We start from the raw sequence: 13,209 nt of genomic DNA, 5'->3' as shown, positions 1-13,209 counted from the left end.
AAGACGACGACACCGCCACCGCCAAGCCCGCGCAGGCCGCCGGCCAGCAGGCGCCCGCCCAGACCGAGCGCCTGGATTCCGAAGGCGACGCCCTGGTCCATGACGCCCGCGCCTTGTCCGCCGACGACTCCGACGCCGTGGCCCGTGCCAAGGCCGCACTGAACGAGCTGGACATCCAGGAAGGCCTGGACGACCTGGAAGGCTCCTCCGCCCGCGTGCACGTCGGCGACAAGCAGATGATCAACGCCCGCGCCGACCTCAACCAGCTCGTGCCCTTCAAGTACGACTGGGCCTGGCAGAAGTATCTGGATGGTTGCGCCAACCACTGGATGCCCCAGGAAGTGAACATGAACGCCGACATCGCGACCTGGAAGAGCGCGGACGGCCTCACCGAGGACGAGCGCCGCATCGTCAAGCGCAACCTCGGCTTCTTCTCCACCGCCGACTCCCTGGTCGCCAACAACCTGGTGCTGGCCGTCTACCGCCTGATCACCAACCCCGAATGCCGCCAGTACATCCTGCGCCAGGCCTTCGAAGAGGCGATCCACACCCACGCCTACCAGTACTGCATCGAGTCGCTGGGCATGGATGAAGGCGAGATCTTCAACATGTACCACGAGATCCCGAGCGTCGCGAAAAAGGCGAGCTGGGGCCTGAAGTACACCCGTTCCATCTCCGACCCCGAGTTCAAGACCGGCACCCCGGAGACCGATCGCCAGTTCCTCAAGAACTTGATCGCCTACTACTGCGTGCTGGAAGGCATCTTCTTCTACTGCGGCTTCACCCAGATCCTCTCCATGGGTCGCCGCAACAAGATGACCGGCACCGCCGAGCAGTTCCAGTACATCCTGCGTGACGAGTCCATGCACCTGAACTTCGGCATCGACATGATCAACCAGATCAAGATCGAGAACCCGCAGCTGTGGGATGCCCAGATGAAGGACGAAGCCACCCAGATGATCCTCCAGGGCACTCAGCTGGAGATCGAATACGCCCGCGACACCATGCCCCGCGGCGTGCTGGGCATGAACGCGGCGATGATGGAGGACTACCTCAAGTTCATCGCCAACCGCCGCCTGACCCAGATCGGCCTCAAGGAAGAATACCCGGGCGCCACCAACCCCTTCCCCTGGATGAGCGAGATCATGGACCTCAAGAAGGAGAAGAACTTCTTCGAGACGCGGGTGATCGAGTATCAGACGGGTGGGGCGTTGAGCTGGGACTAAGCTAATCAAGCCCCGCTATGCGGGGCTTTTTTTACTCAAAAGATATATAAAGCTATAAGTTTTTTATATCTTGCCTCCACCTACCAGCAGTGAATTTATCATTTCTATCTATTCGCTTTCTTACACTACCGGGCTTCCTACCAAGTTCTTTAGCGATTTCAGCGACGCTCATTTCAAAGTCGACCAACATCACTCTCAACTTCTCTTCGTCAACTAACCCCCACTCCCATCCATGTCGCGGATAGCGTTCTTTTACCGCCGTGATAGCGGCCAATCTTATTTTTCTTTGATTGTCACGAATTCTAATTATTGGAGAGAGCTGAGCTCTTGCCAATTTCACGCCTAGCTCAGGCAAATTAGAATCTGAAAGGCTCGATAAAAAAACCTTGCTTGCATCATCCAGCTCAGGAATATTACCAATATTTTCCTTTATACGAACCATCTTGGAGTTACGCTCGATCTTTCCAAGAACAGAATAATCTTTATGATTAAAAAAACGACCTAACCAGAAGCCGCTGACTAACCTTTGCTGAATCGCACTTTCTATCAGAACAGAGCGCCGCCTATCAAATGGAGAAACGTTTAAAGCCCAAACCCCCAACCTAGGAACATATTTATCCTCAACATACTCTCTCCAACTTAATTCAAAATCCTGCTTTGGCATAAGCAAGTTTTTTGGAGAGACAAGATCCAATGTTGTTGATGCCCAGACTTTCCCCTGCAAAGCCAAACCCCTAAAATACTTAATATAATTTTTTATACCAACTGAACTCATTAGAAAATATAAATCTTCTGAATCCGTTACTTTCCAAGCAGATCTATTTCCTCTGAGAAAACCCTGGTAATGCTGAAAAATCCGCCTTCCAATAAATTCAGAAACCCCAACATACACCACCCTATTCAAAAAACCTTCATGCACCAATAAATAGACACCTCCAAAATTATGATTCATCGCTCGTTTCATGCCACCCAAATATATCCACCTCACAACATCTCTCCAAGTAAAATATTTATTTTCAAGTTGGCGATATAAGTCATAACCAACTTGAGCGCTGTGAAAAGCTTAATATTCGACATCAAGTGGCACCACCAATCTACCACTAAATTTTAACCTTAATTAATAATGCAAACCATTCAAATACGCAAATAGCAACAGCAATTCCTTTAATAATAACACGAACCCAAACCCCTTAACCGATTAACCTATCAACCTATTAACCGATTAACCTCAGTCACGCACCCTTTACAACAAAAAGCTTGCGTTATATTTACCCTATAAATACCCTATAAACAGCAATATGATATATTGCCATTCCAGGATGGCTATACATTTAAACCCCCATCAAACAGCACCCAACGATGATATCTTGAACTTCATTCTTAAACGTCCTAAGACTGCCCAACTGGCCACGACTCGCTATCAGCTGAGGTATTGCTACCGACTCTCGGCTTCGGGATGTTCCTGGCCTATTTCGCCCGTAATCACTTCTATCCGAGCTTCGATCTCTTCCAGTTTTCGTCGTTGCTGCTGGCCGCTGCCTGCCTGGGCTTCCTGACCATTGGCGCCTTCGTTGCCGCACTCTTTCTGCCAGGTGCCTGGGTCTATTACCGCTTCATCAACACGGCGGCGATCAAGGAAGACATCACCTACGCCCTGCCCTATCGCGGCGAGGGGCGCTTACGCGAGATCATGCTGTTGATGACGCTGGTGTTCTTCGTGCCCTATCTGCTGGCGGGGTTCAGCGATGCGGCCATTCTCCTAGTCGATCCTGAACTGTTCCTCAACGTCGCTTTTCTTGCGCCCGTTGCCATCACGCTACTGGCGGGCATGGCCATTCAAGGGCTGTTCGACTTGCGCCGTTTCAGTTTCCTGAAGTTCGTCTGGGAGGCTTACCTGCCGACAATGGTCGTCGGCCTGTTCATCTTCTGGATGCTGGCGCAGGCCTATCCGCTGGTGAGCGATTGGCAGCCGCTGTTCAAGTGGGGTGCTTTGGCCATCGCCCCCTTCATCATTGCCTTCGTCACGACCATAACGTCCATGCTGTTCATCGCAGGGTGGAAGGCGGCGATGATGTTTTCGCTGTTCTTCGCGCTCTTTCTGGCCGGCTATAGCGGGGTGCTGACCACCCTGCCCGAGACCATGGTCAGGACGCTGGGCCTAGGTAATTACCAGGCCAAGGCGATCGTGCTCGATACCTCCTATTGCGCCCAGGAGCAGGCCCGGGTGCTGCCCACCGATGACCAGTGCGTGCTCAAGGAGGTACAGGTGGTCTGGTCGCTGGGCGAGGCCTTCGTGCTGCGGCTGGCGGATGGCAGCACGGCGCGGTTGCCGGCCACGGCGATTCGAACGTTGGTGAAACCCCAGTAACGGGTGGGCCAACTGCCCCCGCCAAAGGTCAGGTTTGAATTAGCGTTATCTGCCCGTCATCATGGCGCGCAATCCTCTGCCTCAAGCCCGCGCCTGCCGTGTCGATAAGACTGCGGTGCGGCTCCGCTTTGGCGGGCGCTCGTCCCAGGCAGGGAGCGCCCTTCTCGTATCCAGACAGGTCCGATTCGCCCATGGCACTCGATGCCCCCACCATGCTGACCCTCACCATCGCCCTGGCGGCTGCCGCGGCGGGCTATCTGGCCATCGAGTGGCGGTCGGTGCGCGAGTCGGCGCTGCTGTACTGGAGCACGGGTTTCGCCCTGATTTGCGTAGGTAGCACCCTGGCGCTGTTGCGTAGCCAGGGGCTGCTGCTGGTGGGTATCTGGTTCGCCAATGGGCTACTGATCTTCGTGCATGGCCTCTTTCTGCTCGGCGTGGCGCGCTTCACCGGGCGGCGGCTGAGTCTGGGCTGGTGGGCCATCGTCGCCCTCTGGCTGGGGTTGTTGCTGCTGCCCAACGAGGCCTGGTGGTCCAAGGTGATGCTGGTGGTGCAGTCGCTGCTGATTGGCGTCCTGGCGATACGGGCGAGTCTGCTGCTGCGCCGGCGCAATGCCGGGGAACGGCAGCTGCGTGCGGTGCTGCTGATCCATGGCCTCTTCTACCTGATCAAGATGATTCCGCCGCTCACCCCCGGTACCCTGATCGATCTGGCGGTCTATCGCGGCGCCATCATCCAGATCTCCCTGGTGGAGGGGGTGATGGCAGTGATGCTGATCGCCCTGTCGATGACCGGCACGGTGCGCTATCGCCGCGAGCAGCATATCGAGCGCCTGGCCGGCAGCGATCCCCTGACCGGCCTGCATAACCGCCGCGCGCTGGAAGCCGAGGCGCCGCGACTGTTCGGCCAGGCGACACCGGCTCGACCCGGTGCCCTGCTACTGATCGATCTGGACAACTTCAAGCTGGTGAACGACCTCCATGGCCATGCGGCCGGTGACGGCCTGCTGATCGCCCTGAGCGACCTGCTGCGCACCACCCTGCCCCGCCAGGCGCTGGCCGCCCGGCTGGGGGGTGATGAATTCGTGGTCCTGCTGGGTGAGGCGGCCGATGCGGATGTCGTGCGTTTGGCAGACACCCTACGGCAGCGCTTCAACCAACTGGCGGCGCAGCGCTTGCGGACGCCCGAGCCCGTCACCCTGAGCATCGGCGCCGTGCTGTTCGAACAGCCACCGGAAAGTCTGGCGGCCCTGCTGGAACGCGGGGACGGTGCCCTCTACGCCGCCAAGCGCGGCGGGCGGGATGGATTGCGGATGAGCCTGGGATGAAGCCGCGCTAATGGCTTAGGCTTGGGCGATCGCCTGACCGGAGCCGACATGCCCATCGCCCTCGAATCCCCCGACCAACCCGAGGTGGTCGCAATGATCGCCGAACTGGATGCCTATCAGGACGGCCTCTATCCGCCCGAGAGTCGTCATGCCCTGGATCTGACATCGCTCATGCAGCCGAACGTGCTGTTCCTGGTCGCCCGGGATGACAGCGGCACTGCCCTGGGCTGTGGGGCCATGGTGCTGCAGGACGACTATGGCGAGATCAAGCGGATGTATGTGAGCCCCAGGGGTCGCGGGCAGGGGCTCGGTGGTCGCCTGCTGGCGGAGCTGGAGCGTGAAGCGATAGGCCGCGGGTGTGAGCTGGCACGACTGGAGACGGGGCCCTATCAGCCGGAGGCCTTGAGGCTTTATCAGTCCGCGGGTTACCAGCGGCGTGGTCCTTTTGGGGCGTATCGGGAGGATCCGTTGAGTGTGTTTATGGAGAAGCGGCTGGAGGCGTAGGGTGGACAACGCGAAGCTTGTCCACGCGGGAGCTCTGGGGTTGTGCGTTGGTGGCGTGAGTGGAAAAGGCTGCGCCGTTTTCCACGCTACGGGTTTTGTAGGGCGGAGAACGCGAAGCTTGCCCACGCGGGAGCTCTGGTGCTGTGCGCTGGAGGCGTCAGTGGAAAAGGCTGCGCCGTTTTCCACGCTACGGGTTTTGTAGGGTGGACAACGCGAAGCTTGTCCACGCGGGAGCTTTGGGGCCGTGCGCTGGTGGCGTCAGTGGAAAAGGCTGCGCCGTTTTCCACGCTACGGGTGAGCTATCGTTTCTGTCTCTGCTCAAGGAAGAGCTGCCATGTCTCGATTTCGTCGTGCCCGTGTTCCGGGGGCTTCCTATTTTTTCACCGTTGTCCTGACGGATCGGCGTAGCGATCTGCTGACACGCCATATTGATCTGCTCCGCGAGACAGTGCGGGCAACGCAGTTGCGCCATCCCTTTCATATCGATGCCTGGGTCACCCTACCCGATCATCTGCATTGCATCTGGAGCCTGCCGGAGGGCGATGCGAATTTCGCCTTGCGCTGGAAGGTGATCAAGTTCGGTTTCTCGAAACGCCTGCCAGTAGGTGAAGGGCGTACCGCGACGCAAAGAGCCCGGGGTGAACGCGGGATATGGCAGCGGCGGTACTGGGAGCACCTGATAAGAGACGAGCAGGATTACCAGCGTCATGTGGAGTACATCCACTTCAATCCGGTCAAGCATGGCCATGTCGGCGCGGTAGAGGACTGGCCCTATTCGAGTTTTCATCGAGCGGTGCGGATGGGGCTCTATCCGCAAGATTGGGGTGGAGACTTTATGGCGGAGACAGGGCGTTGGGGGGAATAGCCACGCGGGGTCACGATTTGGCGACATCAGTGGAAAAGGCAACCACCGCTTCCACGCTACGGGGTGAATTCCGTTAACAGGAATTCCACGAAGCTCCTCACCGTCACCGAGCGCCATCTCGTCTGGGGATAGAGCGCGGTCAGGGGGCGGGTGAGTTCCTGGCCCTGGAAGAGGCGGACCAGATTGCCGGCGGCGACGTCGTCCTGCAGCAGGAAGGCCGGTTGCAGGATGACACCGAGGCCTTGCAGGGCGGCGAGGCGCAGGGCGGGGCCGTTGCTGAGGTGCAGGCGGCCGGGAGGCAGCGGGCCGAAGGGGGTGCCGGTCTGGGCGCGCCATTGGCTCAGGGCGCGAGGGTCCATGCCGAGGCAGTCGTGGGCCTCCAGATCGGCCAGTCGCTCGGGCGTGCCGCGTTGGGCGAGATAGCCGGGCGCGGCGCAGCACCACATCACATAGGGCGCCAGGGGTCGCGCCACCAGGGAGGAATCGGCCAGTTCGCCGATGCGGATGGCGACGTCGATACCCTCCTCCACCAAGTCCTGGACCCGGTCGCTCAGCACCAGATCGAGGGTGACCTGGGGATGCCGCGCCAGATAGTCGCCCAGCCGTGGCGTGAGGCCGTAGGTGCCGAAGGACACCGGCGCCGACACGCGCAGGATGCCGGCGGGTGCCAGGCGCTGGGTTTCGGCCTGGCGGTCGGTGTCGGCGACCAGGGCGAGAATCTCGCGGCAGCGGGCGTAGTAGCCCTCGCCAAAGGCGGTCAGGCGCTGGCGCCGGGTGGTGCGCACCAGCAGTTGCAGGCCCAGGCGCTTTTCCAGGCTGCGCAGGTGATTGCCGGCCATGGTCGGCGAGATGCCCTGGGCCTGGGCCGCTGCGGCCAGGCTGCCGCGCTCCACCACGGCGACGAACACCTGCATGCTGTCGAGCAGATCCATTCCACACTCCTGCTAAGGAATCCTCGCACCGGGAGGGTGTTTATCTCATCTGGGTGGTGGTTGAGGCTAGTGGCTTGGGTGAGGTGGCGAAGTGTTGGGCTTCGCTGCACTCAGCCAAACCCGTGGAAAAGGCTGCGCCGTTTTCCACCCTACGACCCTGAAATGGAGAATCGATCATGGATCTGCAACTGCACGACCGTACCGCCCTGGTGACCGGCGCGAGCATGGGCATAGGCACGGGCATCGCCCGCGTCCTGGCGGCCGAAGGCGTTCGACTGGCGATCACCGCGCGGCGGCGGGACGCCCTGGAGGCCCTGGCCGAGGAGATCGTGGCGGCGGGTCATGCCCGGCCGCTGGTGATCGCAGCGGATATCACCGACGCCGAAGACGTCCAGCGCCTGGCGCGGGAAGCCGAGGACGGGCTGGGCCGGGTGGATATCCTGATCAATAACGCCGGCGGTACACGACCGCTTTCGATAACGGCGGACGATGCGGCCTGGGACGAAGCCTGGAATCTCAACTTCACCGCCACCCGCCGCCTGACCCAGGCGCTGCTGGGTGGAATGCGCGAAAGACGCTGGGGACGCATCGTCAATTTCAGCGGCAGCATGGAGCCGCGGGACGTGAACGGCGCCGGGGCGGCCAAGGCGGCGATCCAGTTCTGGTCCAAGGGGCTGGCGAGTCAGCTGGCGGCCGAGGGCATCACGGTCAACACCATCGCCCCGGGGCGGATCAATTCCGAGCAGATCCTGCAGCGGCTGCACCCGACGCCCGAAGCGCGCCAGGCCTTTATCGCCCGGCACATTCCCATCGGCTATTTCGGCGAGCCGGAAGACGTGGGTCAGGTGGTGGCCTTTCTCGCCTCACCGCTGGCGCGCTACCTCACGGGTGATGTGATCGCGGTGGATGGCGGGATGCATGCCCATGCCCACTAGCGCCTGACGCAGACGAACAGCGCATTGCCCGCCTCGCCGGCCCAGGGTTCGATGCGCTGATAGTCGTGCTCCAGCACCTGGACCTCGAAGTATGGCTCCAGCAGGGCCAGCAGTTCGGGGAAGTCCACCGCCACCATGGGGTGTTCGTCCTGCCAGGTCTGCTGCTGGCCGGCGTGACGGCGTTCGATGCGCAGACGGAGTTGCTGGTGCTCGCCCTCGCCCGGGTAGTGCCAGGCGGAGGCGAAGCTGAAGTGGCCGTCGGCCCGCGCGACGCTGTGGCCGACGCTGGAGCCATTGTCGATGCGGCGCTTGTCGACGGCGTTGAAGCAGAACAGGCCGCCCGGGGTCAGGGCCGCCTGGACCCGCGCCAGGCACGCCTGGAGCCGTGCGAGGCTGCCGCTGTAGTGCAGGGAGTAGAGAAAGCAGGTGATCAGATCGACCGGCTGCTCCAGCTCGAAGGCGCACATGTCCTGGCAGGAGAACCGGGCCTCGGGGCAACGCAGCGCGGCCTGAGCCAGCATCGGCGGATTGAGGTCCAGGCCGCTGCTCTGGAAGCCGGCATCGAGAAAATGCCCCACATGGGGACCGGTGCCGCAGGCGAGATCCAGGTGACGGCTGCCGCCGTTGCCGAACAGCCGCTGCAGGCGCAGCACCGCCTGGCTCTGCGCCTGGTAGTCGATGTCGGCGCAGAGCAGGTCGTAGTAGGCCGACAGGTCGGTGTAGAGGGCGGTGGCGGACATCGCAGGGCCTCGGGGCTGAAGATGCGGGCGCGCATCTTAGTCGGTTTTCGCGATGATGGACGCCTTATACTGGCGGTTTTCCCGAGAGTCCCTTGACGTGAGCAACAAGAGATACGCCTGCATCGGCCTGAGCAACCCCAAGTCGCCGTCCAACGTCGGGTCCATCATGAGGGCGGCGGGCTGCTACGGGGTGGCCTCGGTGTTCTATACCGGCACCCGCTACGACCGCGCCAAGGATTTCGTCACCGACACCAAGAAGGTCCACCAGGACATCCCGCTGATCAACATCGACGACCTGCGCCGCATCCTGCCGCTGGGTTGCGTGCCGGTGGCGGTGGAGTTGGTGGACGGCGCCCGGCCGTTGCCCGAGTACACCCATCCCGATCGCGCCCTCTACCTGTTCGGCGCCGAGGACGGCTCTCTGAGCCAGGAGTTGCGCGACTGGTGTGAGGACGTGGTGTACATCCCTACCCAGGGCTGCATGAATTTGGCGGCCACGGTCAACGTGGTGCTCTATGACCGCCTGGCGAAGGGCAATAACACCCGCTCCGGTCCGCTTTTTTAACCAAACCCCTGGGTCGGCCGGCGCAAGACCGGATCGAAGGGGTTGATGCGCGCGGCGATCACCCCGGCTTCGCGGCGGAGCAGTTCGATCACCGTGGGCAGGCGCTGGGCGTTGAGGCGTTCGCTGAGGGTGCCCACGCTCAGGGCCGCCACTGCCCGGCCGTTGCGGTCGAGGATGGGCACGGCGAGGCCCGCCATGCCGGCCAGCACCCCGGTGTTGCGCGCGGCGTAGCCCTGCTGGCGGACGTTGTCGATCTCGGCGCGCAGCAGCACCTCGTCGTAGTGATGGGCGTCGCGCAGTCGCGGCAGGTTGTAGCGGATCACCTCTTCGCGTTCTTCCTCGGGCAGGAAGGCCAGGATCGCCAGGGCGCCCTGGCCGCCGCCCAGGGGCACGCGACCGCCGATGTCGCCGGTGAAGGTGCGAATCGGATAGGGCCCTTCGCTGCGATCCAGGCACATGGCGTCAAAGCCGCTGCGCGCCAGCAGGAACAGCGAATCGCCCAGGGACGCCGACAGCCGCAGCAGACTCGGCCGCGCCAGGTCGCGCAGGTTGCCGACCTGGCCGGCGCGGGCCGCCAGGGCGAAGAAGTCCAGGCTCAGGCGGTATCTCTTGCTGCGGGCGCACTGCTCGACCAGGCCCTCTTCCACCAGGCCGCGCAGCAGCCGGTGGGTGGTGGGTTGCGACAGGCCCACGCGCTCGGCCAGGCGGGTGACCTTTTCCCCTTCGGGATCCCCCTCGCCCAGGGCGCGCACTACGGCAAATACCCGGCTAATGGCGCCGACGCCTGGCTCAGCTGCCGCTGCCTTTCTTTCAATGGAATCTTCCATCGGCACTACTCCAAAATATTTCACTGAATGAATAAATCCGAAAAAAGAGTTCATTCAGTGAAAAACCTGCTTGTCCTGCATCCTAGGTCGCCCTTACCTTCAGGTCCATAGGGCGATACTCACAATCACCGGACGCCGCCATTCGAGCGAGCGCCAACGTCCAGATCCAGGCTGTCTTTCGCCCTGCCAAAACCTTGCCCACCGTCCCCGTGGGCGCGACCGGAGGAGCATTGCGGCCATGGCTTTCCTGACTCTCGACAATCTCAGCAAGCGCTACGGCGACAGCTATGCGGTGGCGGGCTCGACCCTGGCCATCGAGCGCGGCGAATTCGTCTCCCTGCTCGGCCCCTCCGGCTGCGGCAAGACCACCACCCTGCAGATGATCGCCGGCTTCGTCGAGGTCAGCAGCGGGCGCATCCTGCTCGACGGCCAGGACATCACCCACGCCAAGCCGGCCAGTCGCGGCCTCGGGGTGGTCTTCCAGAGCTATGCGCTGTTTCCGCACATGACGGTGCGCGACAACGTCGCCTTCGGCCTGCGCATGCGCAAGGTGGCGGGCGCCGAACTCGCCCGCCGCGTCGAGGAAGCCCTGGGCCTGGTGCACCTGGGCCAGCACGCCGAGCGCTATCCGCGCGAACTCTCCGGTGGCCAGCGCCAGCGGGTGGCCCTGGCGCGGGCGCTGGTGATAGCCCCGCCGGTGCTGCTGCTGGACGAACCGCTGTCCAACCTGGACGCCCATCTGCGCGAAGAGATGCAGTTCGAGATCCGCCGCATCCAGCGCGAGGTGGGCATCACCACCCTGATGGTGACCCACGACCAGTCCGAGGCGCTGTCGATCAGCGACCGGGTGGTGGTGATGGAGGCCGGGCGCATCACCCAGGTGGATGCGCCCTATCGGCTCTACGAGCATCCGCGCAACAGATTCATCTCCGACTTCGTCGGCAAGGCCAACCTATTGCCGGGCAGCCTGGATGCCCAGGGCCGGCCGCAGATCGCCGCCGGTGGCGCTCTGGCGATCTCGCTGCGGCCGGAAAAGATCGAGCTGCGCCCCGCCGGCGAGGGTCGCCTGCAAGGGCGGGTGCTGACCCGCTTCTTCCTTGGCAGCCAGTGGCTGTATCGCCTGGAGACGGCGCTGGGCGAGGTGTCGGTGCTGCGCAGCAACGACGGACTGCCGCCGCTGGACGAGGGCCAGCGCGTCGGCCTGCACTGGGACGACGGTCTGCTGCGCCGCCTGGAAGCCGCGGAGGCCGCCGCATGAGCACCCTGCTGCGCGGCACCGGCCGCGCCTATCTGCTCAGCGCCCCGGCCCTGGTGCTGTTTGCCGGACTGCTGCTGGCGCCCCTGGCGCTGACCCTGGCGCTGTCCTTCAACGTCTTCGACTACGAAACCGGGGTCAAGGAAGGCAGCTACACCCTGGCGCACTACCTGAGCCTGCTGGGCGATCCCTATTTCTACGAGATCTTCCTGCGCACCTTCTGGATCAGCGCCCTGGTCACCCTGCTCTGCGTGCTGATCGGGGTGCCGGAGGCCATCGTCCTCAGTCGCATGGGCGCGCCCTGGCGCTCGATCTTCCTGATCCTGGTGCTGACGCCGCTGCTGATCTCGGTGGTGGTGCGCGCCTTTGGCTGGAGTCTGCTGCTGGGCGCCGACGGCCTGGTCAACCAGGCCATCGTGGCCCTGGGCGGCCGCCCGCTGAAGCTGCTCTACACCCCCTTCGCGGTAGTCGTCGGCCTGGTCCACGTGATGCTGCCCTTCATGATCATCCCGGTGTGGACCTCGCTGCAGAAACTCGACCCTGCCGCCGAACAGGCCGCGCTGTCCCTGGGCGCCAGTCACCTGACGGTGCTGCGTCGCATCGTGCTGCCCCAGGTGATGCCCGGGGTGCTCTCCGGAACGCTGATCGTCTTCGGCCTGGCCGCCAGCTCCTTCGCCATCCCCGGCCTGCTAGGAGGACGCCGGCTGAAGATGGTCGCCACCTTGATCTACGACCAGTACCTGGCCGAACTCAACTGGCCGATGGGCGCCACCCTGGCGGTGGCCCTGCTGCTGCTCAACCTGCTGGTGATGCTGGGCTGGAATCGCCTGGTGGAACGCCGCTACAAACGTGCCCTGGGAGTCTGACCTCATGACCCGCAACGGCCCGCTTGGGCTCGCCTTCCATACCCTGGTGATGGTCTTCATGCTGGCGCCGCTGGTGGTGGTCTGCCTGGTGGCCTTCACCCCGGAGAACACCCTCAGCCTGCCCACCGCCGGCTTCTCGCTGCGCTGGTTCGCCGCCGTCTTCGAGCGAGCGGACTTCCTAACCGCCTTCTACAACAGCCTGCAGCTGGCGGCGCTATCGGCCACCCTGGCGACGCTCATCGCGGTGCCGGCGGGGCTGGCTATCACCCGCTACCGCTTTCCCGGCCAGGGCTTTCTCAACGGCCTGTTCCTCTCGCCGATCATCATCCCCCACCTGGTGCTGGGCGTGGCCATGCTGCGGCTGTTCGCCCTGCTGGGGGTGAACGGCAGCTTCAGCTGGCTGGTGCTGGCCCACGTGGTGGTGATCACCCCCTATGTGCTGCGCCTGGTGATCGCCGCCGCCATCGGCATTGACCGTAGCGCCGAGCAGGCCGCCGAGAGCCTGGGCGCCAGTCGCACCACGCTGTTCTGCCGCATCACCCTGCCGATGATCCTGCCAGGCGTGGCCGGCGGCTGGCTGCTGGCCTTCATCAACAGTTTCGACGAGGTGACCCTGTCGATCTTCGTCACCTCCCCGGCGACCCAGACCCTGCCGGTGCGGATGTACGTCTACGCCACCGAATCCATCGACCCGATGATGGCGGCGGTGTCGGCCCTGGTGATCGCCCTCACCGCGGCCACCATGATCCTGCTCGACCGCATCTATGGCCTGGATCGCGTGCTGGTGGGCAAACAATGAAC

14 protein-coding genes are annotated in these 13,209 nt (G+C 62.8%); 10 read left to right on the top strand and 4 right to left on the bottom strand.

Annotated elements, in window-relative coordinates:
- Window positions 1-71 precede the first annotated feature (71 nt).
- Entirely contained in the window at window positions 72-1,226 is a 1,155-nt protein-coding gene (locus tag DBY63_RS14095) for a ribonucleotide-diphosphate reductase subunit beta (protein ID WP_256594398.1), read from the top strand.
- A 52-nt stretch (window positions 1,227-1,278) separates the two neighbouring features.
- Here DBY63_RS14095 and DBY63_RS24770 read toward each other — a convergent pair whose 3' ends face one another.
- Window positions 1,279-2,190: a GIY-YIG nuclease family protein gene (locus tag DBY63_RS24770; protein WP_146750257.1), complete on the bottom strand. Its 912-nt coding sequence runs from the start codon at window positions 2,188-2,190 to the stop codon at window positions 1,279-1,281.
- Between the two features lie 558 nt (window positions 2,191-2,748).
- Between DBY63_RS24770 and DBY63_RS14090 the strand changes: the two genes are divergently transcribed.
- The 4 genes from DBY63_RS14090 to DBY63_RS14075 all read left to right on the top strand — a co-directional run bounded on the left by DBY63_RS14090 (window position 2,749) and on the right by DBY63_RS14075 (window position 6,288).
- Window positions 2,749-3,594 (top strand): hypothetical protein, encoded by an 846-nt coding sequence (locus tag DBY63_RS14090; RefSeq protein WP_146750256.1) that lies wholly within the window; start codon window positions 2,749-2,751, stop codon window positions 3,592-3,594.
- 191 nt (window positions 3,595-3,785) lie between these two features.
- Window positions 3,786-4,919, top strand: a complete 1,134-nt coding sequence (locus DBY63_RS14085) for a GGDEF domain-containing protein (RefSeq protein ID WP_108582350.1) — start codon at window positions 3,786-3,788, stop codon at window positions 4,917-4,919.
- 48 nt (window positions 4,920-4,967) lie between these two features.
- Window positions 4,968-5,423 carry a GNAT family N-acetyltransferase gene (locus DBY63_RS14080; protein WP_108582349.1) on the top strand — a complete coding sequence of 152 codons (456 nt, stop codon included), beginning with the start codon at window positions 4,968-4,970 and terminating at the stop codon, window positions 5,421-5,423.
- A 334-nt stretch (window positions 5,424-5,757) separates the two neighbouring features.
- The gene (locus DBY63_RS14075; protein WP_108582348.1) at window positions 5,758-6,288 is read left to right on the top strand and encodes a transposase; all 531 of its coding nucleotides are present in this window, start codon (window positions 5,758-5,760) and stop codon (window positions 6,286-6,288) included.
- 56 nt (window positions 6,289-6,344) lie between these two features.
- Here DBY63_RS14075 and DBY63_RS14070 read toward each other — a convergent pair whose 3' ends face one another.
- Window positions 6,345-7,220: a LysR family transcriptional regulator gene (locus DBY63_RS14070; protein ID WP_108582347.1), complete on the bottom strand. Its 876-nt coding sequence runs from the start codon at window positions 7,218-7,220 to the stop codon at window positions 6,345-6,347.
- 176 nt (window positions 7,221-7,396) lie between these two features.
- Here DBY63_RS14070 and DBY63_RS14065 point away from each other — a divergent pair, with 176 nt between their 5' ends.
- A complete protein-coding gene (locus DBY63_RS14065) occupies window positions 7,397-8,155 on the top strand; it encodes an SDR family oxidoreductase (protein ID WP_042138050.1) in 759 nt (252 codons plus the stop codon).
- Here DBY63_RS14065 and DBY63_RS14060 read toward each other — a convergent pair.
- Entirely contained in the window at window positions 8,152-8,895 is a 744-nt protein-coding gene (locus DBY63_RS14060; RefSeq protein WP_108582346.1) for a class I SAM-dependent methyltransferase, read from the bottom strand. The genes DBY63_RS14065 and DBY63_RS14060 overlap by 4 nt on opposite strands.
- A 97-nt stretch (window positions 8,896-8,992) precedes the next feature.
- Here DBY63_RS14060 and DBY63_RS14055 point away from each other — a divergent pair, with 97 nt between their 5' ends.
- Complete coding sequence (locus DBY63_RS14055) at window positions 8,993-9,460, top strand: RNA methyltransferase (protein WP_007160503.1); 468 nt, start codon at window positions 8,993-8,995, stop codon at window positions 9,458-9,460.
- On the opposite strand, the gene DBY63_RS14050 is transcribed toward DBY63_RS14055, so the two are convergent.
- Window positions 9,457-10,287, bottom strand: a complete 831-nt coding sequence (locus tag DBY63_RS14050; RefSeq protein ID WP_108582345.1) for an IclR family transcriptional regulator — start codon at window positions 10,285-10,287, stop codon at window positions 9,457-9,459. The genes DBY63_RS14055 and DBY63_RS14050 overlap by 4 nt on opposite strands.
- Window positions 10,288-10,525: 238 nt before the next feature.
- Between DBY63_RS14050 and DBY63_RS14045 the strand changes: the two genes are divergently transcribed.
- Genes DBY63_RS14045 through DBY63_RS14035 form a run of 3 tightly spaced genes read left to right on the top strand, consistent with a single transcriptional unit; the run spans window position 10,526 to window position 13,207 of the window.
- On the top strand, window positions 10,526-11,545 hold the full coding sequence (locus DBY63_RS14045; RefSeq protein ID WP_027601612.1) for an ABC transporter ATP-binding protein: 1,020 nt from the start codon (window positions 10,526-10,528) through the stop codon (window positions 11,543-11,545).
- Window positions 11,542-12,408 carry an ABC transporter permease gene (locus DBY63_RS14040; RefSeq protein ID WP_108582344.1) on the top strand — a complete coding sequence of 289 codons (867 nt, stop codon included), beginning with the start codon at window positions 11,542-11,544 and terminating at the stop codon, window positions 12,406-12,408. Before DBY63_RS14045 ends, DBY63_RS14040 begins: the two co-directional genes overlap by 4 nt.
- A gap of 4 nt (window positions 12,409-12,412) precedes the next feature.
- Entirely contained in the window at window positions 12,413-13,207 is a 795-nt protein-coding gene (locus DBY63_RS14035; protein WP_027598975.1) for an ABC transporter permease, read from the top strand.
- The last annotated feature ends 2 nt before the right edge of the window (window positions 13,208-13,209 follow it).

The sequence above is a fragment of the Pseudomonas sp. RIT411 genome, from assembly GCF_003057735.2.
GTDB lineage: Bacteria > Pseudomonadota > Gammaproteobacteria > Pseudomonadales > Pseudomonadaceae > Chryseomonas > Chryseomonas oryzihabitans.
Note: the sequence above shows the minus strand (reverse complement) of the source record. Positions and strands in the feature narration are given on the sequence as shown.